Source organism: Pueribacillus sp. YX66 (genome assembly GCF_041725775.1).
Lineage (GTDB): Bacteria > Bacillota > Bacilli > Bacillales > UBA6769 > Pueribacillus.
The window spans coordinates 22996-48699 of sequence record NZ_JBEUEL010000008.1; the positions used below are offsets into that span (position 1 = coordinate 22996).

General features: G+C 39.6%; 23 protein-coding genes and 1 pseudogene. 22 read left to right on the plus strand and 2 right to left on the minus strand.

Annotated elements, in window-relative coordinates; translation table 11 throughout:
• Positions 1–18: 18 nt before the first annotated feature.
• From icmF to ABU914_RS05505, 15 genes are all read left to right on the plus strand, one after another.
• Positions 19–3228 carry a fused isobutyryl-CoA mutase/GTPase IcmF gene (icmF, locus tag ABU914_RS05435; protein ID WP_379668718.1) on the plus strand — a complete coding sequence of 1070 codons (3210 nt, stop codon included), beginning with the start codon at positions 19–21 and terminating at the stop codon, positions 3226–3228.
• A 166-nt stretch (positions 3229–3394) separates the two neighbouring features.
• Positions 3395–3907 carry a DNA-directed RNA polymerase subunit delta gene (gene rpoE / locus ABU914_RS05440; protein WP_379668719.1) on the plus strand — a complete coding sequence of 171 codons (513 nt, stop codon included), beginning with the start codon at positions 3395–3397 and terminating at the stop codon, positions 3905–3907.
• Between the two features lie 177 nt (positions 3908–4084).
• Positions 4085–5683 (plus strand): CTP synthase, encoded by a 1599-nt coding sequence (locus tag ABU914_RS05445; RefSeq protein ID WP_379668720.1) that lies wholly within the window; start codon positions 4085–4087, stop codon positions 5681–5683.
• Between the two features lie 166 nt (positions 5684–5849).
• Entirely contained in the window at positions 5850–6209 is a 360-nt protein-coding gene (locus ABU914_RS05450; RefSeq protein ID WP_379668721.1) for a response regulator, read from the plus strand.
• 72 nt (positions 6210–6281) lie between these two features.
• The gene (fba, locus tag ABU914_RS05455) at positions 6282–7145 is read left to right on the plus strand and encodes a class II fructose-1,6-bisphosphate aldolase (RefSeq protein WP_379668722.1); all 864 of its coding nucleotides are present in this window, start codon (positions 6282–6284) and stop codon (positions 7143–7145) included.
• A 132-nt stretch (positions 7146–7277) separates the two neighbouring features.
• Positions 7278–7925: a fructose-6-phosphate aldolase gene (fsa, locus tag ABU914_RS05460; RefSeq protein WP_379668723.1), complete on the plus strand. Its 648-nt coding sequence runs from the start codon at positions 7278–7280 to the stop codon at positions 7923–7925.
• Between the two features lie 306 nt (positions 7926–8231).
• Complete coding sequence (locus ABU914_RS05465) at positions 8232–9524, plus strand: UDP-N-acetylglucosamine 1-carboxyvinyltransferase (protein WP_379668724.1); 1293 nt, start codon at positions 8232–8234, stop codon at positions 9522–9524.
• Between the two features lie 169 nt (positions 9525–9693).
• Positions 9694–10647, plus strand: coding sequence for a class II fructose-bisphosphatase (gene glpX, locus ABU914_RS05470; RefSeq protein WP_379668725.1), 954 nt, complete (start codon positions 9694–9696; stop codon positions 10645–10647).
• A 174-nt stretch (positions 10648–10821) separates the two neighbouring features.
• Positions 10822–12084, plus strand: a complete 1263-nt coding sequence (gene rho / locus ABU914_RS05475) for a transcription termination factor Rho (RefSeq protein WP_379668726.1) — start codon at positions 10822–10824, stop codon at positions 12082–12084.
• A gap of 222 nt (positions 12085–12306) precedes the next feature.
• Positions 12307–12507, plus strand: coding sequence for a 50S ribosomal protein L31 (gene rpmE, locus ABU914_RS05480; RefSeq protein ID WP_379668727.1), 201 nt, complete (start codon positions 12307–12309; stop codon positions 12505–12507).
• 217 nt (positions 12508–12724) lie between these two features.
• The gene (locus ABU914_RS05485) at positions 12725–13153 is read left to right on the plus strand and encodes a hypothetical protein (RefSeq protein WP_379668728.1); all 429 of its coding nucleotides are present in this window, start codon (positions 12725–12727) and stop codon (positions 13151–13153) included.
• 875 nt (positions 13154–14028) lie between these two features.
• Positions 14029–15102, plus strand: a complete 1074-nt coding sequence (prfA, locus tag ABU914_RS05490) for a peptide chain release factor 1 (protein ID WP_379668729.1) — start codon at positions 14029–14031, stop codon at positions 15100–15102.
• The gene (prmC, locus tag ABU914_RS05495) at positions 15099–15971 is read left to right on the plus strand and encodes a peptide chain release factor N(5)-glutamine methyltransferase (protein ID WP_379668730.1); all 873 of its coding nucleotides are present in this window, start codon (positions 15099–15101) and stop codon (positions 15969–15971) included. The genes prfA and prmC overlap by 4 nt, the downstream gene beginning before the upstream one ends.
• A 144-nt stretch (positions 15972–16115) precedes the next feature.
• Entirely contained in the window at positions 16116–16760 is a 645-nt protein-coding gene (spoIIR, locus tag ABU914_RS05500; protein ID WP_379668731.1) for a stage II sporulation protein R, read from the plus strand.
• A 96-nt stretch (positions 16761–16856) separates the two neighbouring features.
• A complete protein-coding gene (locus ABU914_RS05505; RefSeq protein WP_379668732.1) occupies positions 16857–17903 on the plus strand; it encodes an L-threonylcarbamoyladenylate synthase in 1047 nt (348 codons plus the stop codon).
• A gap of 65 nt (positions 17904–17968) precedes the next feature.
• Here ABU914_RS05505 and ABU914_RS05510 read toward each other — a convergent pair whose 3' ends face one another.
• Positions 17969–18226 carry a DUF2533 family protein gene (locus ABU914_RS05510; protein WP_379668733.1) on the minus strand — a complete coding sequence of 86 codons (258 nt, stop codon included), beginning with the start codon at positions 18224–18226 and terminating at the stop codon, positions 17969–17971.
• A gap of 114 nt (positions 18227–18340) precedes the next feature.
• Between ABU914_RS05510 and ABU914_RS05515 the strand changes: the two genes are divergently transcribed.
• From ABU914_RS05515 to ABU914_RS05535, 5 genes are all read left to right on the plus strand, one after another.
• Positions 18341–18910, plus strand: coding sequence for a manganese efflux pump MntP (locus ABU914_RS05515; RefSeq protein WP_379668734.1), 570 nt, complete (start codon positions 18341–18343; stop codon positions 18908–18910).
• Positions 18911–19011: 101 nt separating this feature from the next.
• On the plus strand, positions 19012–19452 hold the full coding sequence (locus ABU914_RS05520) for a low molecular weight protein arginine phosphatase (RefSeq protein WP_379668735.1): 441 nt from the start codon (positions 19012–19014) through the stop codon (positions 19450–19452).
• A gap of 17 nt (positions 19453–19469) precedes the next feature.
• Positions 19470–20765, plus strand: a complete 1296-nt coding sequence (locus ABU914_RS05525; RefSeq protein WP_379668736.1) for a methyl-accepting chemotaxis protein — start codon at positions 19470–19472, stop codon at positions 20763–20765.
• A 33-nt stretch (positions 20766–20798) separates the two neighbouring features.
• Positions 20799–21242 (plus strand): ribose 5-phosphate isomerase B, encoded by a 444-nt coding sequence (rpiB, locus tag ABU914_RS05530; protein ID WP_379668737.1) that lies wholly within the window; start codon positions 20799–20801, stop codon positions 21240–21242.
• Positions 21243–21266: 24 nt separating this feature from the next.
• Positions 21267–21806: a TIGR01440 family protein gene (locus ABU914_RS05535; RefSeq protein WP_379668738.1), complete on the plus strand. Its 540-nt coding sequence runs from the start codon at positions 21267–21269 to the stop codon at positions 21804–21806.
• 442 nt (positions 21807–22248) lie between these two features.
• On the opposite strand, the gene ABU914_RS05540 is transcribed toward ABU914_RS05535, so the two are convergent.
• Positions 22249–22815 carry a hypothetical protein gene (locus ABU914_RS05540; RefSeq protein WP_379668739.1) on the minus strand — a complete coding sequence of 189 codons (567 nt, stop codon included), beginning with the start codon at positions 22813–22815 and terminating at the stop codon, positions 22249–22251.
• Between the two features lie 260 nt (positions 22816–23075).
• On the opposite strand from ABU914_RS05540, the gene glyA reads away from it, so the two are divergent.
• Positions 23076–24317 (plus strand): serine hydroxymethyltransferase, encoded by a 1242-nt coding sequence (glyA, locus tag ABU914_RS05545; protein ID WP_379668740.1) that lies wholly within the window; start codon positions 23076–23078, stop codon positions 24315–24317.
• Between the two features lie 136 nt (positions 24318–24453).
• Positions 24454–25596: pseudogene (ltrA, locus tag ABU914_RS15485) on the plus strand (group II intron reverse transcriptase/maturase).
• Positions 25597–25704: the final 108 nt, after the last annotated feature.

The following is a 25704-nucleotide window of genomic DNA, read 5'->3' on the forward strand; positions in this document are numbered from 1 at the left end:
TGAAGGAGGGGATTGATAATGGCATATGTTCCAAAGCATCACGTCCGCTTCATTACAGCTTCAAGTTTATTTGACGGTCATGACGCTTCGATTAATATTATTCGGCGTATTCTTCAAGCGAGTGGGGCGGAAGTGATCCATCTTGGGCATAACCGCTCTGTTGACGAAATTGTAAACGCTGCCATTCAAGAGGATGTTCAAGGAATCGCTGTATCATCTTATCAAGGTGGTCATGTCGAGTTTTTTAAATATATGGTCGACTTGCTTGAAAAACAGAATGCATCACACATTCGTATTTTTGGTGGTGGCGGCGGGGTTATCGTTCCACGCGAACAGAAAGAACTAGAAGCGTATGGGATCGCTAAAATCTTTTCACCTGAAGATGGTCGCGAATTAGGCTTGCAAGGCATGATTGATGAAATGCTTAAAGTCTGTGATTTCTCGCTGACTAGTGACGAAACACCATGTCGTAAACAAATACGAGCTAAAAATAACGGCGCGATTGCCCGAACAATTACATTCGTCGAAGAAGGAAAAATGATTGAGCTTTCACCGTTAGAGAAAAACATTCCTGTACTCGGGATAACAGGAACAGGAGGATCAGGGAAAAGCTCCTTAACGGATGAACTTGTTCGGCGTTATTTACATGCTTTTCCTAAAAAGACTGTCGCGATTCTTTCAGTCGATCCGACGAGACAAAAAACAGGTGGCGCACTTTTAGGCGATCGCATCCGGATGAATGCTATTCATACTGAGCGAGTTTATATGCGCAGTCTTGCAACACGTCATTCAAAAACTGAACTATCCGAGTCAATAAACGAAGTTATCTCCGTCGTGAAAGCAGCAGGTTACGATTTAATTATCGTTGAAACGAGCGGAATAGGGCAAGGAAATGCGGAGATTGTCGAATTTTCTGATGTTACCCTTTATGTCATGACGAGTGAATTCGGTGCACCAACACAGCTTGAAAAAATTGAAATGCTCGACTTTGCGGATGTCATTGCGATTAACAAATTTGATCGCCGTGGATCAAAAGATGCATTGCAAGCCGTAAAAAAGCAATACCAGCGTAACCTTCAGCTTTTTCACATTCCTGTTGAAAATATGCCAGTTTACGGTACGATGGCGAGTCAATTTAATGATCAAGGCACAAATAAGTTATTTAAAGCGATACTCACAAAGATCAATGAAGTGAATAAAGGAAATTGGACATTGCCAATCGACATAATAGAAGGCAATAACGAGATGAAAATCATCATTCCTCCCGAGCGAACGAATTACTTAAATGAAATTGTCCTCACTGTTCGATCCTATCATAAACAAACGGAAGCACAGGCTAAGCTAGCTCAGCAAGCGTTCCAAATTGACGGAACAATTCAATTATTACGAGAAAAGACGATATCTGATGATAGTTTTCATACGTTAAAAACGATAAAAGCTGAAATTGATAGAACATTGTCGAGTGAAACGAAAATGTTATTAAAGAATTGGAAGCAGTTAAAAAAATCGTATGCAAAGAAACAGTATGTTACAAAAGTGCGTGATAACGAAATTGTTACAGATTTGAAAGTAACTAGTTTATCTGGTTTACAAATTCCAAAGGTGAGCTTGCCGAAATATTCCGATTGGGGTGAAATTGTCCGCTGGCTTCGAAAGGAGAACGTACCTGGTTCATTTCCATTTACAGCAGGAGTCTTCCCGTTTAAACGCCAAACTGAAGATCCGAAACGCCAGTTTGCTGGGGAAGGTCCACCTGAAAGAACAAATCGACGGTTCCACTATTTGTCAAAAAATGATGCCGCGAAACGGTTAAGTACAGCGTTTGACTCTGTTACGTTATACGGAGAAGATCCTGATTACCGTCCGGACATTTTTGGAAAAGTTGGAGAAAGCGGTGTTAGCGTTTGTACGCTTGATGATATGAAAAAGCTTTACGATGGTTTTGACTTGATCGATCCGTCAACGTCAGTTTCGATGACGATTAACGGCCCAGCTCCGATCATTCTAGCAATGTTTATGAATACGGCGATCGATCAACAACTGAAAGCATTTGAAAAAGCAAACAACAGGAAACCGACAGAAGACGAAAAAATGCAGATTAAAGCAAGAACGCTTGAAAATGTGAGAGGTACAGTTCAAGCCGATATTTTAAAAGAAGATCAAGGTCAAAATACGTGTATTTTTTCTACAGAATTTGCGCTACGCATGATGGGAGACATTCAACAATATTTCATTGACCATAACGTAAAAAACTATTATTCCGTATCGATTTCGGGATACCATATTGCCGAAGCGGGTGCGAACCCGATTTCACAGCTTGCGTTTACACTAGCAAATGGTTTCACGTACGTTGAGTATTATTTAAGTCGTGGCATGAACATCGATGAATTCGCTCCCAATTTTTCATTTTTCTTTAGCAATGGACTTGATCCTGAATATACGGTTATCGGCCGAGTAGCGAGAAGAATTTGGGCCATCGTCATGCGTGAAAAATATGGAGCAAATGAACGTAGCCAAAAGTTAAAATATCACATTCAAACGTCGGGACGGTCACTGCACGCACAAGAGATGGCCTTTAACGATATCCGTACGACATTGCAAGCATTAATGGCCATTTATGATCATTGTAATTCATTGCATACGAACGCATACGATGAAGCAGTTACGACACCGACAGAAGAATCCGTGAGACGAGCGATGGCGATCCAACTCATCATTACGAAAGAGCTTGGGCTAGCAAAAAATGAAAATTCTTTGCAAGGTTCATTTATCATTGAAGAACTAACCGATTTAGTTGAAGAAGCTGTGTTGCTAGAGTTTGAACGGTTAAATGAACGAGGCGGAGTTCTCGGTGCAATGGAAACGCAATATCAGCGCAGTAAAATTCAAGAGGAGTCTATGTATTATGAATCATTAAAACACGCAGGTACACTTCCCATTATCGGAGTGAACACGTATCGAAACGAAGAAGCTACTGTTCAAGAAGATGATGATATTCCACTCGTTCGTGCGACGAAAGCAGAGAAAGAGTTGCAAATTAACAACTTAAATCAATTTAAAGAAAAACATCAAAAAGATGCGGATAAGGCATTGAAAAAGCTAAAGGAGACAGCTCTAAACGGGGGAAATATTTTTTCAGAACTTATGGAAACTGTGAAAGTAGCGAGCCTCGGACAAATTACGCAAGCACTATATGAAGTCGGTGGAAAATATCGCCGAAATATGTGATTCCAGAGATAAGAGGTTAGAGGCGAGATGTCAGACAAAAATTGTAGAGCTAACATTTTAATAATCTTTTAAAATAAATACGTTTATGTGTGGAAAATCGGTGCATAATTTGTTTATAATGATTGGTATGATTTTCTATCGAATGCTCAAGAAAGGAAGTGCCTCTATGTCGCTTATCGACAACTTAACAAAAGAAGAAATATTAGAAACGCCAATGATTGATATTATGTACCATTATTTAAACGATGAACGAAAGCCGGTAGATTTTTATACACTTATGGATAAAATTGCTGAATATAAAGGCTGGTCAAATCATGAGAAGAAAGCTCGGCTCGTGCAAGCTTATACAGATATGAACATCGACGGACGATTCGTAGCTCTCGGTGACAACAAATGGGGATTAAAAAGCTGGTATCCAGTTGAACAAACAGAAGAAGAGCTAGCGACAACAATTAAACCGAAAAAACGGAAGAAAGTGGCTGAAGATGATTTTGATGATTATGATGAAATTGTCGAGCTAGAGATCGATGAAGATGAAATTTCGGCATTAGAAGAAGACGAGGAAGAGCTCGATCTTGAAGACGAAATCGATGAACTAGACGTCGATAAAATCGCTGAAGATGATGAAGACTTTATCGAAGAAGATGATGAACTTAACATCTTAGAAGAAGGGGAATAAGCTCGAATAGCTCTCTTGACAGGAGAAGGTAGAATCGATACAATCATTTTTGGGCTTTACGTTTGATCATATTTAGTTTAACCGTGAAACAAAAGCGCCCCCATACGTTTACGGGGTACCGCTTTTGTTTTTTTATTTTATGATGAGGAAATCCTAACGGATAGAGGGGGGCAACTCATGAATACGAAATACATCTTTGTAACCGGCGGTGTCGTTTCCTCTCTAGGAAAAGGCATAACAGCAGCTTCACTTGGTCGATTGCTAAAAAATCGTGGCTTAAAAGTAACAATTCAAAAGTTTGACCCATATATTAACGTTGATCCAGGCACGATGAGTCCATATCAGCATGGTGAAGTATTCGTGACGGAAGACGGGGCTGAAACAGACTTAGATCTTGGTCATTATGAACGTTTTATCGATATTAATTTAACGAAATACAATAATATTACGACGGGAAAAGTATATTCAAGCGTAATAAAAAAAGAGCGCCGTGGTGATTATTTAGGTGCAACTGTGCAAGTGATTCCACATATAACGAATGAAATTAAAGAGCAAGTATTTCGTGCAGGTAGAGAATCTAATTCAGACGTCGTCATCACAGAAATTGGCGGGACTGTCGGTGATATTGAAAGCTTGCCATTTCTTGAAGCGATTCGCCAAATAAAGAGTGATGTAGGAATTGAAAATGTACTTTACATTCATTGTACGCTCATTCCATATTTGCATGCAGCAGGTGAAATGAAAACAAAGCCGACTCAGCATAGTGTGAAAGAACTACGTAGCCTTGGCATTCAACCAAATGTGATCGTCGTTCGTTCAGAGATTCCTGTTCCACAAGAAATGAAAGACAAAATCGCTCTTTTTTGTGATATCGATTCGAAGTCTGTTATCGAAGCCCGTGATGCCGATACGTTGTATAAAATTCCGCTAGATCTACAAGCGCAGCATTTAGATAAAATTGTTTGCGAACATTTGAAGCTAGATTGCCAAGAAGCAGAGATGAGCGAATGGAAACAGCTCGTTCATAAAGTAACACACTTAACTAAAACGACGAAAATCGCAATCGTCGGTAAATATGTTTCATTGCACGACGCTTATCTTTCAGTCGTTGAAGCATTGAATCATGCCGGCTATACGTTTGATACAGAAGTCGAAATTGAATGGGTAGACTCCGAACAAGTAACGAAAGACAATGTTTATGAGCGATTAAAAGACGTGAAAGGAATCGTCGTACCTGGAGGATTTGGAGATCGTGGCATTGAAGGGAAAATTGAAGCGATTCGATTTGCACGTGAACATCAAATTCCGTATTTTGGAATTTGTTTAGGAATGCAGCTTGCCTCCATTGAGTTTGCTCGCAATGTCCTAGGACTCAAAGGTGCACATTCAACAGAATTTGATAAGCATACGCCGCACCCGATTATCGATATCATTCCTGAGCAAGAAGACATTCAAAACATGGGTGGCACATTGAGATTAGGTGTTTATCCGTGCAAATTAAAAGAAAGTACAAAAGCATTTGAAGCCTACAAAAGTTTAGATATATACGAGCGTCATCGCCATCGTTATGAATTTAATAACGAATACCGAATACAAATGGAAGAAGCTGGTTTTATTTTTTCAGGGACAAGTCCTGAGGGTGATCTCGTAGAAATTATAGAATTGAGCAATCACCCTTGGTTTGTCGCTTCACAGTTTCATGCAGAATTTAAGTCGCGACCGACGAGACCACATCCGCTTTTTGAAGGCTTTATCTCAGCAGCATTAAAGCAGTAACGGAAAATCCCATTTCCGTTCTGCTTTTTTTAGTATTCAGTTTTAGAAAGAGTTTTCTTTTAGCAGGATTTTAGTCTTTTTTGGCGAAAAAGCTTAAATGGGGCAAAAACATGAAATTGACAAGAGCTATATAAACTAAATAGTGTGAGGCGGGACGAGGTGAAATATGAGTAAACGCTTGTTAATTGTCGATGATCAATATGGAATCCGGATCTTACTTCGTGAAGTTTTCGCTAAGGAAGGATTTGAAACGTATGTAGCGGAAACGGGAGAGGAAGCGCTGAACATAGTTCAGAATGAGAAGCCAGATTTAGTTTTGCTCGATGTAAAAATCCCTGGAATGGACGGCTTGGACATATTAAAACATATTAAAGACTATGATAAAAATATTAAAGTGATGATGATGACCGCTTATGGAGAGCTAAATTTAATGAGTGAAGCAGTAAAGGAAGGTGCAATTGCTTACTTTTTAAAGCCATTTGACATTAATGAAATTCGAACTTCTGTTAAAAAAGAATTGTGTTAAGCTTTTCGATTCATTACCGAATTATGCTATAATAATACGGAAATCATGCATACATATAGGAGGATTTATACGATGCCTTTAGTCTCCATGAAAGAGATGTTGGAAAAAGCGAAAGCAGAAGGCTATGCTGTCGGTCAATTTAACTTGAATAATTTGGAGTTTACACAAGCCATTTTACAAGCAGCAGAAGAGGAACAATCACCGCTTATTTGTGGTGTTTCAGAAGGAGCCGGCCGTTATATGGGTGGCTTTAAAGTTGTTGTGAAAATGGTTGAGACACTGATGGAAGAATACAATGTAACCGTTCCTGTTGCGATTCATCTAGATCACGGTTCAAGCTTTGAAAAGTGTGTAGAAGCGATTCACGCAGGTTTTACGTCTGTCATGATTGACGGTTCTCATTTACCGCTTGAAGAAAATATCCAACTGACGAAACGGGTGGTCGATGTCGCACATGCAGTCGGAGTTTCAGTTGAAGCTGAACTAGGGCGTATTGGTGGTCAAGAAGACGATTTAGTCGTAGAAGATGCAGAAGCAATGTATGCTATTCCGAGTGAGTGTGATGAGCTTGTACGACGAACAGGTGTTGACTGTTTCGCTCCAGCTCTCGGATCGGTTCACGGTCCTTACAAAGGTGAACCAAATCTTGGTTTTGATCGCATGGAGGAAGTCATGAAGCTTACAGGCGTACCGCTCGTACTCCACGGTGGTACAGGAATTCCTACAAAAGATATTAAACGAGCCATTTCACTCGGTACCGCAAAGATTAACGTCAATACAGAAAATCAAATTTCAGCAACACGCGCAGTGCGTGAAGTTTTAGCGGAAAAGCCAGATTTATACGATCCGCGTAAATATTTAGGTCCGGCACGTGATGCGATTAAAGAAACAGTAAAAAGTAAAATACGCGAATTTGGGTCATCAAATAAAGCTTAAGGCTGACCGACAACCGTTCGCATACGTTGAATTTAAGAAGATAAACGTTGATCAAGAAGATGTATGCGAACGTTACGCAACAAGCTATTTACCGCAATGTACGGTTTTTCCCTAAATGAGGAGGAAGTGCGAATGAAATTTTTTATCGATTCAGCGAACATTGAGGAGATTAAAGAAGCGAATGCACTTGGAGTTTTAGCGGGTGTCACGACGAATCCATCACTCGTAGCAAAAGAAAATGTCAATTTCCATGACAGATTGCGTGAAATTACAAGCGTTATTACCGATCGTTCCGTCAGTGCAGAAGTGATTTCTACTGATGCAAAAGGGATGATTGAAGAAGGAAAACAGCTCGCTTCGATCGCGCCGAACATAACTGTAAAAGTCCCGATTACTCAAGAAGGCTTAAAGGCAGTTAAAGCGTTAAGTGATCAAAATATTCAGACGAACGTTACACTCGTCTTTTCTGTTAACCAGGCATTGCTCGCTGCCCGTGCAGGAGCAACATATGTTTCTCCATTTTTAGGTCGCTTAGATGATATTGGCCAAGAAGGTATCCCACTCATTCGTGACATTGCAAAGCTTTTCTTAATTCATAATATCGATACACAAATTATCGCTGCTTCAATTCGTCACCCGATCCATGTAACACAAGCAGCTCTAAGCGGTGCTCACATTGCGACCATTCCTTTTAAAGTGATTAATCAACTGTTAACTCACCCATTAACCGAGCAAGGATTAGCTAAATTTTTAGCGGATTGGAATCAAACACAATCATAATCAAATGAAACATTCACTAGTAAAGTAGAGCGAGATGTAGTATGTTTCTTGTATCATACATATGTCATTCATTTGTGATTTTCACTAGTCATTATTTAGAAAATGGTAAAAAAATACATGAAATTATTTAAATAGGAAAGAATAGAACTACGAATTATATAAAACACATTTTTGAATACACAAACATAGAATTGTCGGATTTTTGGTTCATAGTACAGGCGCAACTTGACTTCTAGCTACGCTTGAATGCTTGCCAATGGTAGTAAGTTTTTTCTTGTAGCTCGATGAGAAAGAAGGGAGACCAACATGGATAAGCTAATGATCGAAGGAGGCCATCCTTTGCAAGGGAGAGTCGAAATAAGCGGAGCAAAAAATAGCGCAGTTGCTCTTATACCTGCTGCTATTCTTGCGAATTCAACCGTTGTTATCGATCATTTGCCGAACATCTCAGACGTTTGGATTTTAAGTGAATTGTTAAAAGAAATTGGCGGTGATGTTACGCTCGATCGCAATAAGCTTACGATCAACCCAGAAAATATGATTGCGATGCCCCTGCCAAATGGCAATGTAAAAAAATTAAGAGCCTCTTACTATTTAATGGGCGCGATGCTTGGTCGATTTAAAAAAGCAGTGATTGGACTTCCAGGCGGTTGCAATTTAGGACCACGCCCTATTGATCAGCATATAAAAGGTTTTCAAGCACTTGGTGCAACAGTTACGAACGAGCAAGGTGCGATTTATTTGCGAGCGGACGAACTTATCGGTGCCAAAATTTATTTAGATGTCGTCAGTGTTGGAGCGACGATTAACATTATGCTTGCGGCGGTAAAAGCGAAAGGTAGAACGATCATTGAAAACGCGGCTAAGGAGCCTGAAATTATCGATGTCGCAACTTTGCTGACAAGTATGGGTGCAAAAATTAAAGGAGCTGGCACAGACGTCATTCGTATTGACGGCGTTGAAGAACTGCATGGTTGCTATCATTCGATCATTCCCGATCGAATTGAAGCGGGTACATATATGATTATTGCTGCTGCAATGGGCAAAGAGATGACGATTGATAATGTCATTTCACAACATTTAGAATCATTAATTGCAAAGCTTAGAGAAATGGGAGTCGGTGTTGAAACATATGAAGACTATGTGATTATTCGGAACAATAAAGAACATTTATCTTCTGTTGATGTGAAAACACTCGTTTACCCCGGTTTTCCCACCGATTTGCAGCAACCTTTTACGTCACTTTTAACAAAAGCAGACGGAACAAGTATCGTGACGGATACGATTTATTCAGCTCGGTTTAAACATATCGATGAGCTTAGGCGTATGGGTGCAAAAATTAAAGTTGAAGGCAATTCTGCGATCGTTAATGGACCGTCTCAGCTTGAAGGGGCAAAAGTAAAAGCAAGTGATTTACGAGCGGGAGCAGCTTTAGTAGTAGCTGGATTAATGTCTAATGGGATTACAGAAGTGTATGGTCTTGAACATATCGATCGTGGCTATGAACAATTAATCGACAAACTTTCATCGCTTGGTGCTAAAGTGTGGCGAGAAAAAATGACAGAAGAAGAACAAGAAGCACACGTTAAAAATTTTTAGCTTAATTTTATAAAAAAGGATCATAGAGAGCGAAAAGCTAAACGTACAGGATGTTTAACTTGAGATTAAAAATTTTCGCTTTGTCATTAGCGAGTTTTAATGTAGTCATGCTAACGTTGCGGTCGATCAACCGAACTTTTTGAACAACGTCTTTTAGGGAGTAGTGAGAATGGAACGAACTTTAGGAATGGAAATTGTAAGAGTGACTGAAGCAGCGGCTATGTCGTCAGCAAAATGGATAGGAAAAGGGAAAAAAGATGAAGCAGATGCTGCAGCAACGACAGCGATGAGAAATATGTTTGACACGATTCAAATGGAAGGTATTGTCGTAATCGGCGAAGGTGAAATGGATGAAGCCCCAATGCTTTACATCGGTGAAAAGCTTGGTACCGGAAACGGACCAAAAGTGGACATCGCTGTTGATCCATTAGAAGGAACAAACATTGTTGCATCAGGCTCATCGAATGCGCTTACCGTTTTGGCGATCGCTGAAAGAGGGCACTTACTTCATGCGCCAGATATGTATATGCACAAAATTGCAGTAGGACCTGAAGCGGCAGGGCAAGTTGACATTAACGCTTCCGTAGCGGATAATTTAAAAGCCGTAGCTAAGGCAAAAAATAAAGAGATCGAAGATGTCGTCGCAACGGTTCTTTTGCGTGATCGACACACTCAACTTATTCAAGACATCCGAGAAGCAGGTGCACGAATTAAACTTATTACTGATGGTGATGTAGCTGCAGCCATTAATACTGCATACGAAGGAACCGATGTTGATATTTTATTTGGACAAGGAGGCGCCCCTGAAGGAGTATTAGCTGCTGTCGCGTTAAAATGTCTCGGTGGTGAAATTCAAGGAAAGCTCGCGCCTCAAAATGATCAAGAAATTGAACGTTGTCATAGGATGGGAATAACAGACATCAATCAAGTTTTTCGTACGGAAGACCTTGTCAAAGGTGATGATGCCCTATTTGCGGCAACAGGTGTGACTGATGGAGAGTTAGTAAAAGGTGTTCGCTTTCAGAAGCATTATGTAACTACAGAAACGTTACTCATGCAAGCAAAAACGAATACAATTCGCATCATTCAAGCGAGACACGATGTAAATGTTATGGAAAAATAAATAATTGGCTAAACTTGCTAAAGCAACCGTTTCCTGCTTATGATAGTGGGGAACGAGCTTACATAAAATCCCCTGTGCTTCTCTTATGCTTCAATTTTATAACCAATCCCAATTTTTACACGAAGAAATGATGGTTAAGCAATAAAAATTAAATAGTAAAAGCGTGGTGTCGTAATGGGAGTAAATCTATCAGAATTAGAAAATATGAAACTGAAAGAACTTTATGAGCAAGCAAAAAAGTATAAAGTTTCATACTACAGCAAATTAAATAAAAAAGAACTTATATTTTCAATTTTAAAAGCACAAGCTGAGCAAGACGGACTTTTATTTATGGAAGGCATTTTGGAAATTATTCCGAATGAAGGATTTGGTTTTTTACGTCCGATTAATTATTCTCCAAGTATGGAAGATATTTACATTTCCGCGTCGCAAATTCGTCGGTTTGATTTAAGAAACGGTGACAACGTTTCAGGAAAAGTACGTCCTCCTAAAGAAAACGAACGATATTATGGATTGTTGCACGTTGAAGCAGTTAATGGTGAAGAACCAGAGTTAGCCAAGGAACGCGTTCATTTTCCAGCCCTCACTCCTCTGTATCCCGAACGAAAAATTCAACTTGAAACAGAACCAGATAAAATTTCATCGCGAATTATGGATATGTTTGCCCCTGTTGGTTTCGGACAAAGAGGATTAATCGTCGCTCCGCCAAAAGCAGGGAAAACGATGCTACTTAAAGAAATAGCGAACAGCATATCGACGAATCATCCAGAAGCAGAATTGATCGTTCTTTTAATCGATGAACGGCCGGAAGAAGTAACAGATATAGAACGTTCAGTCAAAGGCGATGTCGTTCATTCAACATTTGATGAAACTCCAGAAAATCATATTAAAGTGGCTGAACTCGTATTAGAACGGGCGATGCGCCTCGTTGAACATAAAAAAGATGTCATCATCTTGCTTGATAGCATAACAAGGCTTGCTAGAGCATTTAACCTCGTTATTCCTCCTAGTGGTAGAACGTTATCAGGTGGAATTGACCCTGCTGCATTTCACCGCCCGAAACGCTTTTTTGGCGCTGCACGTAACATTGAAGAAGGCGGAAGCTTAACGATTTTAGCGACAGCATTAGTTGAAACAGGATCTCGTATGGATGACGTCATTTACGAAGAATTTAAAGGGACAGGCAATATGGAGATGCACCTTGACAGACGTCTTGCTGAACGCCGAATATTCCCAGCGATTGATATTATGAAGTCAGGGACGAGAAAAGAAGAGCTCCTACTTCCGAAAAATGAATTAGATACGTTATGGGCTATTCGTAAAACGATGGATGGCTCTGTAGAATTTGTAGAACACTTTTTAAAGCGACTGAAAGAATCAAAAACGAACAAAGAATTTTTTGAACGCTTCAAAAAAGAAAAAAGTGGAAATAACTAAAAGTGACTTGTTTATATTTTCGTATAGACTTCCCTTTTTGACAATTTGAGAGAAAATATGGAACGAGACCAAGAACGTAAACAGATAACTGATAACAGTGCACGTTATAATAAGTTTACTTAATTGCACTTGCGTATTCTTTTTTCCGCTGTTATAATTTTTCTGTATGTGTAAGTAAACTCTGTTTCTCATAATGGATTCAGGGCGGAAGGAGTGAACGAGATGAAAACAGGAATTCATCCGGAATATAAAAAAGTGACCGTAACATGTTCTTGTGGAAATGAATTTGAAACAGGTTCTGTAAAAGAAAACTTGCGTGTTGAAATTTGTTCTGAATGCCACCCTTTTTACACGGGACGTCAGAAATTTGCTGACGCAGGTGGACGTGTTGACCGCTTTAAGAAAAAGTATAACCTTAAATAAACGCTATATGCGTTGCGGATACAATGAGGCTTCAGCTTAAACAGTTGAAGCTTTCATACTTTTACAACTCTCTTGTCAGGGAGTTTTTTTATTTATCCATTTCGTTTAGCAGTAAATGTCAAGTTGCAAAATTGGGGTAAGTATCGTTATGGGAAAATTGAACAACTATATTTGCTTAATAAATCGGACATCTTAATGAAAAGGGAGGTGTCCATGAATGAAACGACTTTTGCTCACCGGCACATTGGTCGCCATGCTAGCTGCATGTAATAACCCGTCGCCTCCACAAGCAAATCCAAATGATATGCCGATGAGAGATCAATTTTTTGGTGTTGGACCAGTTAATCATAAGTGGACGCGAAGCGGGGAAGGCATTCGTTACAATTATGATACGAATCAAAACCCGCAAAGCATTAGAAACCTCTCTGATCAACAGCTTTCGATTAGTGACGACCAAGACAAAATTCGTCACCTTGTTCAAACCGAAAGCGATTTTGAACCCGGCATGGTCGCAATTGTCGGAAATCGTGCTTACGTTCATGTTCGCACAGGAAAAAATGTGACTGATGACGAAGTGAATAACCTTTACGATAAGCTACAAAAGGCTATGCCACGCTACACGATCCGTCTCATGATGCAAGATTAGCGGACAATGTGTGCCTCAATGGAACACTCATTGAGGCACTTTGTTGTTACATTTTTGCGAATTTGTGTCATAACGCTTCGGGATTGTGTCATACACGCTTTGTATGTTTTTATCATTGGTTCTTACTTTACTACAAAAAAGCGGCGATCATTGGAGTTATCATAACTAAAAAGACAAAAGAAGTATAGAGTAACAATTCCTTTAAGGTGTAATTTACTTCTCTTTGCTGACCAAACAAATTTATAACTTTCTAACGATCCATCGGTTTATACAATATGCTAAGGCTGTCGCAATGATAAAGGCTTGCAGTTCAATTATGGCATGTAATCATTTGAAATAAAGAATTTCCTTTACCAGTAGACAAGTGAACAGAATTATAAATATAAAACATTAAACCGATCATGATTTCGTTATAAAACAATAAAACTGTATACAAATAAAAAGTATAGGAATAATTGCTAAAAATAAAATTTGGATTGCTACTTGAATATTATTTGTGAATAAAGATACAGCACCTTTAAATGCTAAGTTCTTTTTAACCAATATTATCTACACCCAATTTATTGAATTTTCCTTCGGTTCAAACCCTATCAAAGAGCTAATGAAATAGTAATTATTATGGAGCAAATGAGTCTAGTGTAAAAAAACGAGGTTTTATTAGATCTTTTAAAAAAATAAGCAACAAAAAATTTCCTTTCTAAATTTATTCACTTTTTATTATACATTGCTTTAGTTTCTCTTTATAAACTTTGTCGAAATAACTAATTAGGAATCAAACAGAAAGGCATTGTAAAGATTGTTATACATCCATTACATATATTATAATAGTACTGTTATGCTGATGAATTGCATTGATTGATTGGAGTGGAATTATCGTGTATGAACGCTTGCAAGCGCTTGAAAATCGATATGACGAATTAAACGCTCTTTTAAGTGATCCAGACGTTATTGCTGATCCGAAAAAGCTAAAAGAATATTCGAAAGAACAATCTGACCTTGAAGAAACCGTTCAAGTATATCGTGAGTATAAACGAGTAAAAGACGAATTAGATGATGCGAAATCAATGCTTGATGATAAACTTGATGATGAGATGCACGAAATGGTTAAAATGGAAATTGCGGAGCTAGAAGAAAAAGAAGAAACGCTTACAGAACGGTTGAAAGTATTACTTCTTCCGAAAGATCCGAATGATGACAAGAACGTAATTGTTGAAATTCGCGGAGCAGCTGGTGGCGATGAGGCGGCATTATTTGCTGGCGATTTGTATCGGATGTATAGCCGCTATGCCGAAATGCAAAATTGGAAAATCGAAATTATCGAAGCATCGTATACAGAACTTGGTGGATACAAAGAAGTGATTTTTATGATTAATGGAAAAGGTGCGTATTCGCGTCTGAAATATGAAAATGGGGCACATCGTGTCCAACGTGTTCCGCAAACGGAATCAGGTGGCCGCATTCATACGTCAACGGCAACTGTGGCAGTTTTGCCTGAAGCAGAAGAAGTCGAAGTGGATATTCATGAAAAAGACATTCGTGTGGATACATTTGCTTCGAGTGGACCAGGTGGACAAAGCGTCAATACGACGATGTCAGCAGTTAGACTGACACACATTCCAACTGGAATCGTCGTGTCGTGCCAAGATGAAAAATCGCAAATTAAAAATAAAGAAAAAGCAATGAAAGTATTGCGTGCACGCATTTACGATAAATTTCAACAAGAAGCACAAGAAGAATACGATGCAACGAGGAAATCGGCTGTCGGTACCGGCGACCGCTCTGAACGAATACGGACGTACAATTTTCCACAAAATCGTGTAACTGATCATCGCATCGGACTGACAATTCAAAAACTCGATCAGATTTTAGAAGGAAAGATTGATGAGTTTATTGATGCACTTATTATTGAAGATCAAGCAGAACGTATGAAACAGGTAGGAACATCATGACAAATCGAAAGTGGAAAATTAGTGAAGCCTTGTTTTGGGCTTCTTCTTTTTTAAATACAAAGACAACTGCTCCGGAACTATTGCTCGCTCATTTGTTACGGTTAGATCGGACGCAATTACTTTCAAATTTACGAGAGACGTGTCCTGACGATATTATAGAACAATTTCAAGAACTCATGACTCGTCATAAACTAGGGCTTCCTGTCCAATATTTAATTGGGGAAGAGCATTTTTACGGTCGTTCGTTCCTCGTTAACAAATCGGTTCTCATCCCGCGTCCGGAAACAGAAGAGCTTGTCCAACTCATGCTTCAAAAAATGACTGCACGGTTTTATAAAAAACAAACCATAACAGGTTGTGACGTCGGTACAGGAAGTGGTGTCATTGCGATCACGCTTGCGTGTGAAGCTAAAAAACTTGAAATGACAGCGACAGACATATCGAAAGATGCTTTACAAGTGGCAAAACAAAATGCAGAGCGACTTAACGCAACGAACGTTACCTTCGTACATGGAGACTTGTTATATCCGGTAATCTCAAAACGAAACCGCTTTGATATTATCGTTTCCAATCCGCCATATATTGAGACAAATGCCATTTCTAAATTAGATGTTAATGTACGTGCACATGAACCTCATCTTGCCCTTGATGGTGGAAAAGACGGATATGCAATTTATCGCAAGCTCATTCGTCAACTGCCAGAAGTGATAAACGAACAAGCGATTATCGGCTTTGAAGTCGGAGTTGGACAATCAAAAACAGTCGCTGCATTACTTCACGAGCAATTTCCTGACGCTAACATCGAAACGACGGTCGATATTAATGGGAAAGACCGGATTGTAAGTGCAGAAATAGGGTTTTATCGTTAAAAATTATACAAGGGGCATGAAAAAATTAAGCATGTTGCCCTTATGTTAGCCAACTGTCGATTTATGCAATAATTTCACGGATTGTTTTTCGTTTATAACGGTGTATTGCTGTCCAAACTGATGGCTGAAAGGACGGTGCAACCGATGAAACGTGAAGCAATCATTTTTTTATTTCTATCAATAGCGGTTGTTTATGCATCTATTTATGCGCCAGTAGCAGAGCGAAAACTAGAGGCGAATATCATTCCAGAAGATGCCATTCGCCTTCGCATATTAGCACATAGTAACTCTGATGCAGATCAAGAAGTGAAGCGGATCATTCGTGATAAAGTCCGTGCTGAAATTACGTCATGGGTTGAACATTATCGGTCTGTTGATCAAGCACGAGATGAAATCGAAAAGCATTTGCCAGACATCCGTGAACTCGTTAAAATAGAGCTGCAAAAAGCAGGTATTAGCTTACCATATTCTGTTCAGCTCGGATCATTCGCCTTTCCAACGAAGCTATATGGTAATATCGTCTATCCAGCTGGTGAGTATGAAACAGTGCTAATTACGCTAGGTGATGGTTCAGGTGCGAATTGGTGGTGTGTTCTCTTTCCGCCACTTTGTTTTCTTGACATTGACAACGGTGAAGCGGTAAAAGAAGAAGAGGATGATTTTAATGATAAGCCCGTTGAAAATGAAAATGAGAAAGACAATGACGAACTTAAAGAAAGTATTGAAGTCACCTTTTTTATCGTTGAATGGTTTAGTAACCTGTGGACAAAATTAAAAGAAATCTTTTAAGTTGTTAACAATATTAAGTAATTATCCACAAAATGTGTATAATTACTAGGAGCTATGAACAAAAACAGATAAAACCTCAAGAAAAGAAGTGACATTGTGGAAAAATTAGGGAAAACAAAATGGTGGTCAGTGGATAATGATGTGAATAATTTAATTGAAGACGATTCTATTGTAGAAGCGGCACAACTTTTACAACAAAATGAAGTCGTTGCATTTCCTACGGAAACGGTGTACGGACTCGGTGGGAATGCGTATTCTGATGAAGCGATTAATAAGATCTTTGCTGCGAAAGGGCGACCAACGGATAATCCACTCATTATCCACATTTATTCACAGGAACAGTTAAATGAAATCGTTGCTTCTGTTCCTAAAGTTGCAAAGCAGCTGATCGAAACGTTTTGGCCGGGGCCTTTAACGCTCATTTTACCGAAAGGGAAACAAGTAAGTGAGAGGGCAACAGCTGGACTTAAAACCGTAGCTGTTCGTATGCCGAATCATCCGGTTGCCCTTGCAATACTTGAAAGAGCGAACATTCCGATTGCCGCACCAAGTGCGAATCGTTCAGGAAAACCAAGCCCGACGACTGCAAAACATGTGATCGCTGATTTAAACGATAAAATCGCTGGTGTTGTTGATGGGGGACGAACAGGGATTGGCGTAGAGTCAACCGTAGTACAAATTGATGGCGAGAACGTAACGATCTTAAGGCCGGGCGGGATTACACGTGAGCAAATAGAGACCATTATCGGTAAATGTCATGTTCACGAATCAGTGCTAACAGATATACATTCTCCGCAGTCACCAGGAATGAAATATACACACTATGCACCATTGGCACCCCTATATGTCGTTTATGGGAATGAACATCGACTTCATGAATGGATTGCAAAAGAACGAGCGAAAGGGCATCGTGTTGGAATATTAACGACGACTGAAAATGTAAATGCCTACAAAGCTGATCGGGTTTTAGCTTGTGGAAGCCGTAGCGAGTTATCAACAGTTGCAGAACAACTGTATGCAACATTACGCCAGTTTGATCGTGAAAACGTTGATGTCATTATTAGCGAATCGTTTCCGAAAGAAGGGATTGGCGTCGCCATTATGAATCGTCTTGAAAAAGCAGCAACGAAAATGATTGTGTAAACATCATTTTCATAGTATTCGAGTGTAGATCATGTGAAAGGAAATCGGCACACAACCGATTTCCTTTACTTTTTTTTACTCACGTAATCGAGTACCATTTCGTGTGATACGTATTTTCGTTCGGGAGTCAATCCGCTTTTTCTAAGTTCATTTATTTCGTCAGTAATAAGATTAATTTTTTTCGTGGAAAAATCTTTTCCGGCTTTTGCTTTTTTAAGCACTTTTTCGATTGCAACTTCCCGCTTTTCATCTAATTCTAAAAAAGTTTTAATAATCTGATGTTGTTGATTGACATGGTTTGTAATAGCCTTATGTACGCTCATTCGTTTCTCTCCTCATGTATAAGTTTTCTTCTTATTATAGCAAAAGTGAAGACTCGTCTATTTTCTATTCACTGAGCATACCGTTATAAAAGCTATGCTTTTAGGAGGAGCACGATGGATGTAGCGTATGTAATCGGCGAACTCATTACAATTGGAGCAATGGCTTTTGCTTTTTCGATGGATTCCTTTTCGTTAGGATTAGGCATGGGTATGCTAAACCTCCGCATAAAACGTATCGCTCTCATTTCGATGTTGTCAGGTCTATTTCATATGATTATGCCTTTAATCGGTATGTCGATTGGAAAAGTGCTCACGACTCATTTTGGTGAGATTGCGATGATTGCTGGCGGAATTTTACTTATCCTAATTGGATTAACAATGATCCGCTCTGCTTTTCAGTTTAATAAGCGTATGTCTGTCATTATGCCGTATGGCATCGGTTTACTTCTCTTTCCCGTAACAGTTAGCATCGATAGTATTTCTGCTGGGTTAAGTCTAGGTATGTTTGGGGCACGTGTCGTTGTGACTGTCTTATTATTTGGTTGCATCAGTACAATGTTAACAATGGTTGGTTTGTTGCTAGGACGTAAGTTTCATACTTTTTTCGGAGGATATAGCGTTACGATTGGAGGTATCATTTTACTAGCATTCGGTGTAAAAATAATGATCCATTATCTGTCATAAGGCCGAATCGGTAGTCGTTAGAAAATTGTCAATGATTTCTTCGAATCGATTGGAATGTAGGTGATCAGTAGTGTAATATCGTTATTTAGAGGAGGTTAATTGTGAAAAAGATTCTTTTTATATGTACTGGTAATACATGTCGAAGCCCTATGGCTGAAGCCCTACTAAAGCATAAAAAGAAAGACATCGAAGTTCAGTCAGCAGGGCTTTTTGCGTTTGATGGTGGACCTGCAAGTGAACAAACAGTTCAAGTTTTAAAGGAAAAAGGAATTTCATGTGAGCATCGTTCCAAACAAGTGAACGAATCTCTGCTGAATTGGGCGGATGTCGTTTTAACGATGACAGAGGAACATAAAGCCCGTTTGCAAGCACTATTTCCTGCATATAAAGATCATATACATACATTAAAACAATTCGTTGAAGCTGACGATAATAATATTGACGTCCAAGATCCGTTTGGCGGACCGCCTGAAATGTATCGGAACACGTTTGCTGAACTCGCATCACTCATGGACAAGCTAATCAAAAAAATAGAGAAATAAAGCGAGGGGGAAAAGAAGTGGCTAATGACATTAAGAGAGTAAAGTGGGGGTTGCAAAAAAAGCTCGCGATATTTACATCTACACTTGCAATCATAACATATGGTTCGACAGCCTTTTTTGTTTTTTTTGTGTATGACTTTTTTAATGTACAAATGAATGAAATGGTGTATATGGCGATTATGTTAGCAGCGGGGATTATGTGGACAGGTATTCTTGCATATTTTTCAGCACGTGTGATTACAAAGCCAATGATCGAACTAGAGCAAGCGGCGAGAACAGCTGCAAGTGGAAATATAAAAGATAATGCGCCGATTCCAAACACATCCGATGAAATTAAACAGTTAGCCGTCGCATACAATGACATGCTGACGAATTTACGTCAAATTGTAAGCGATATTAAAAATAACTTTACGGAAACGGATAAAAAAGTAAGAGAAATGACAGGTGCGGTTGAACATGTCCTTGGACAAGCTGAAAATGTAAAAACGACGATTCAAGAAATTGCCTCTGGAGCCGAACAATCTGCAGTTGCAGTACAAGCGACTGCTGAATCAATGGAAGATATTACAGAAGTAGCGCTACAAGTCCAAAAAGAAGCAAAAGGACAAAAAGAACTAGCCAGCGAAATGGTCACAACGTTACAAGAGAGCGAAGACGTCGTTAAGTCGCTTGTTGAAGGTGTTCAACGGGTCGCTACTGATTCAGAAGAGTCGTTGACCGCTGTTTCTCGTCTAGAAAATCATGCAAAAGAGGTCGGACAAATTATTTCGCTCGTTGGAGAAATTGCTGAACAAACGAACTTACTCGCTTTAAATGCTTCAATTGAAGCAGCAAGAGCAGGTGAACACGGTCACGGTTTTGCGGTTGTAGCAGAAGAAGTCCGAAAGCTCGCCGAAGAAAGCGGCAATGCGGTACAAGAGATAACGAATAACGTCCATAATATCCAGTCGGAAGTGGCAAATGTTGTGAGTCGAATGAATCATCAAGTTGAACTTGCTACGACCGAAGCAGCTAAAGGGCAGGAAACGACAAAAGCGATTGCAGAAATGAGTCAGTCCGTCAATGAAGTAACGAAATCAGTCAATACAATTGCAACGCTCGTTAATCGTCAAATGGAAAGCGTACAAGTAACGTCACAGCAATCTCAAGAAGTAGCAGCTATTGCAGAACAGACCTCGGCAGGTGCTGACGAAGTAGCAATCGCAACAGAACAGCAAACAGAAGCGATTGAAAAGATCGAAAAAACCGTTTCTAATTTAGCAGAGCAAGCGGATAGATTGAATGAAACGATTAAAAAATTTATACTAGAATGACAATAGAGACGAACAGCAACGGAGGGAATATACATGAAAGTCGCGATTGGATCTGATCATGGCGGGTTTACTTTAAAACTAGAAATTAAAAAGCTATTAGAGGAATTGAATATTGAATATGATGATGTGGGTTGCCATGATGAAAGTTCTGTAGACTACCCAGATTTTGCAATTCCTGTTGCGGAAAAAGTCGCCAATGGAGAAGCAGACCGCGGCATCGTCATTTGCGGAACCGGAATAGGCGTATCGATAAGTGCGAATAAAGTGAAAGGGATTCGCTGTGCCCTCGTTCATGACGTATTTTCAGCGAAAGCGACACGTGAACATAATGACAGTAATGTCTTAGCGATGGGTGAGCGTGTCATTGGACCAGGCTTAGCTAGAGAAATTGCGAAAACTTGGCTTGAGTCAGAATATGAAGGTGGCAGACACGAACGACGTGTAAATAAAATTAAACAATACGAAGAAAAGCAATAAATTGTGAAGGACGGCGAAAAAAGAATGGAACACGTAACAGAACAAATGAATGAGCTTTTGCAGCAATTTGAAAAGCTCGTCACGTTCAAACCGAATTCTTTAATCGTCATTGGAGCGAGCACGAGCGAAGTGATTGGTAAACAGATTGGCACGTCAGGTGCGATTCATATTGCAAAAGCACTCTATGGACCATTAATAAATTTTGAAAAACGTACAGGTGTTACACTCGCATTCCAATGTTGTGAGCATTTAAATCGCGCCCTCGTTATTGACGAAGCAGAAGCTGAAAAACGTGGTTATGAAAAGGTCACTGTTATTCCTGTTCCATCTGCGGGGGGTTCTATGGCTTCCTTTGCTTTCAATCAAATGCATAATCCTGTCGTCGTTGAAGAGATTCAAGCTGATGCGGGGATTGACATCGGAAACACGATGATCGGTATGCATCTAAAACAAGTTGCCGTTCCGTTACGTACTTCCATCCGCCACATCGGTGAAGCATACGTTACACTCGCAACGACAAGGCCAAAACTCATTGGTGGAGAGCGGGCTCAATATAAACGTTAAGCCGGTTTATGCATGTTTGCAAACCGGCTATAAAATTAAAATGAATCCAATCTCATCGCTTATTTTATAATTTTCTCCTCGAAAGTTAGACTTTCATTAAGGACATATTCACCAGCCGATAGTCCTTCTTTTTTGTTGACTCTGACAACAAATCCTTTTGAAACATCGTGTTTTTGATTAAAGGGTTCAGCTTTTTTAATGTTCTGGTCATTGGTCATTGAGGCACTATGCTCGTAAAGCTTTGACGTTTTGTGTTTTTCGTTTAGTGAAAAAGTAAAAGGTGTAGAATCAAGTCTTTACGACCAACGTAAGTAAGCTCAGAGAAAACCACTCCGTATAAAGTTTTTAGGTGGGAGTGGAAGCATCGATGTTGGTGATTGATTGTTTTTCCCACTAGCAACGAAGAGTAACAAGCAAATAGCAAGCTTACTTGTGGACTTTCCTATTTTATAACCGTAAACCCAATTTCACCATTGATAGTGTAATGTTTATTTTTGTCAGAAAAATCAGCAAATCCGTGAATGATATATTCTCCATCAGGCAGACCTTTCTTTTTTACTGTTTTGAAAAACTTGACGCTCGCTTTATCGTCTTCAAAAACATGTCCTTTTGTTACAGTATATTTTTTAATTAAAGGTACATCTTTTTTTAACTTGCTCGTTACACCGATGTCACGGATGAGTGTTTCGATTTTTACGTTACGGGTTCGTTCTTCAAGGGCGAAGGTTAGCGGAGTTTCTGCATGAAAAATTTCAATCGTTTCTTCATCTCCGACATATGTTAGCTCAGCAATAATCGACGTGTCTTCATATTCATCGTACATCCCTTTTTCCGTATAAAGCTTGTAGATGAAGTCACCCTCCTTTCGTTCAACTTCAGGCGGTGGAAGTGCAGTCGATTGCACAATCGACGGTGGATGATCGTTTCTCTTCGGGTCACCTCCTGTTGGTCCACAAGCTGTAATGAGTATCGTAAATAAAATTAAAAAACTTGCTATATATTTGCTCATAAGATTCACCTCAATGATAGAACTGACAGAATCTAAAAAAAGTTTCAATACTTAACATTCTTATATTTGATAACCTATAATATAAAAAAGTTTGGTTATGTTACAATTAGAGCCAATATGAAAATATGACAGATTACTAGCAAAACCCGTACATTCATACAGATTTCATTAAAAAGATTCGCATTTAGCTTGAAAACCAACGAGAAATCGATTATTGTTGAAACATAGATCATTCGGAAGGGAATTGGAAGGAGTTTATGATGAAACATTTACACCATGCAGATAAACAAGTATATGATGCGATTCAACAAGAGCTTGGTAGACAGCGTGACAAGATTGAATTAATTGCTTCGGAAAACTTTGTTAGTGAAGCAGTGATGGAAGCACAAGGATCGGTATTGACGAACAAGTATGCAGAAGGTTATCCTGGGCGTCGTTATTACGGGGGTTGTGAATATGTTGATATTGCCGAAGATTTAGCACGTGATCGTGCGAAAGAAATTTTCGGTGCGGAGCATGTAAACGTACAGCCACACTCAGGGGCGCAAGCGAATATGGGCGTTTATTTTACAGTGTTAGAGCCAGGTGACACAGTACTCGGCATGAATCTAGCACACGGTGGACACCTTACACACGGTAGCCCAGTGAATTTTAGTGGAGTTCTCTACAATTTCGTAGAGTATGGTGTTGATAAAGAAACCGAATATATTGATTATGAGGACGTTCGTCAAAAAGCACAAGAACATAAACCGAAATTAATCGTCGTTGGGGCAAGTGCGTATCCAAGAACGATCGATTTTGTGAAGTTCCGTGAAATTGCAGATGAGGTTGGAGCCTACTTAATGGTTGATATGGCCCATATTGCAGGTCTTGTAGCAGCTGGTTTTCATCAAAATCCCGTTCCATATGCTGAATTTGTTACGACGACAACACATAAAACGTTGCGGGGGCCGCGCGGTGGCATGATCCTTTGCAAAGAACAATTTGCGAAACAAATTGACAAATCGATTTTCCCAGGTATTCAAGGTGGTCCATTAATGCACGTTATTGCGGCAAAAGCCGTTGCGCTCGGCGAAGCACTACAGCCTGAATTTAAACAATACGCAGAGAACATTATTGCGAACGCAAAACGTCTCGGCGAAGCACTGACAGCGGAAGGGATTTCTCTCGTATCAGGTGGAACAGATAACCATTTGCTACTCGTTAACTTAACGAGTCTTGGCATTACAGGAAAAGTGGCTGAAGAAGCATTAGATGAGATTGGAATTACGGTGAATAAAAACGCTGTACCTTTCGATAAAGAAAGCCCATTTGTCACAAGTGGAATTCGCATTGGGACAGCAGCAGTGACGACACGTGGATTTGGTCTTGAAGAAATGGATGAAATTGCAAAAATTATTGGTCTCGTCTTAAAAAATTTAAACGACGACTCAAAAATTAATGAAGCGAAAGAACGTGTAAAGGCACTTACAGCTCGCTTTCCTATGTATACAAACTTATAATTTTTTAAGGACATCTTGACTGTGTCAAGATGTCCTTTTTTGGTGTGCGAGGCATGCACATATTCTATAAGGTTAAAGTCCTGAGCCGTGAAGGCAGTAGTAGCGATTAGCTTAAGACAAGGGTGTCTACCGTGAGGTGGAATCTGAAGGAAGTCATGGAGTAGACCAGATGCCAGTAGAATCCCTACGAGCGCACTTTGTCGAGCATTGGCATAACTTAAAGGAACTAATCCTTCTGGTACTTACTTTCGGAGTCCAGTACGTCGCGTCGAAATCCCGAAGCCAAACGGTGGAATTAGGAAGCCAGGTATCCCCACCGTGATAGACCGTTTTCTTCAACAAGCTATTGCACAAGTGTTAACACAAATATATGACCCGTCATTTTCGCATCAAAGCTATGGTTTCCGTCCGAGCAAACGTGGACACGATGCCGTTAGAACAAGCAAGGAACTACATCAAAGAGGGTAAACGTTGGGTTGTAGACATTAATTTAGAGAAATTCTTCGATAAAGTGAACCATGATAGACTGATGCAGAAATTGAGTGAAAGAATTACAGACCGACGAGTTTTACAACTTATTCGTCGATACCTGCAAGCAGGAGTTATGGAACGTGGACTTGTACAGCCAAATACAGAAGGGACACCACAAGGTGGACCACTTAGTCCGCTCTTATCCAATATTGTATTGGATGAACTCGACAAAGAGTTAGAAACAAGGGGGCTTAGTTTCGTTCGCTATGCGGATGACTGTAACATTTACGTACGCTCTAAACGAGCGGGATTAAGAATGATGAAAAAGATCACGAAATTTGTTGAAGAAAAACTCAAACTTAAAGTGAATCAACAGAAAATTGGAGTAGACCGCCCATGGAAGCGAAAATTCCTTGGATTTTCGTTTACATCGGAAAAACAATCTCCGAAAATTCGTATCCACAAAGAAAGCATTAAGCGTTTTAAACAAAGAGTCCGTGAGCTAACATCAAGAAAACATTCCATAGATATGGAACGTCGAATCGAACGACTGAACCGTTACCTAGTGGGATGGTTAGGATATTACCAATTAGCCGAAACATTAACAATATTTAGAGATATGGATAGTTGGATAAGACGGAGATTACGAATGATTCGGTGGAAAGAATGGAAGAGAACGAAAAAAACGCAAACATGATGAAGTTAGGTATAGACAAGTGGAAAGCGTGGGAATGGACAAATAGCCGAAACTTTCTGGAGAATCTCTAACAGTCCTGTTCTCCATAGAACACTTGGCAATAAATATTGACAGAGTCTAGGTTTGAAAAGTTTTTTAAACAGATACGAAACGATGCGTTGGACTTAAATGGAACCGCCGTATACCGAACGGTACGTACTGATGGTGTGAGAGGACGGG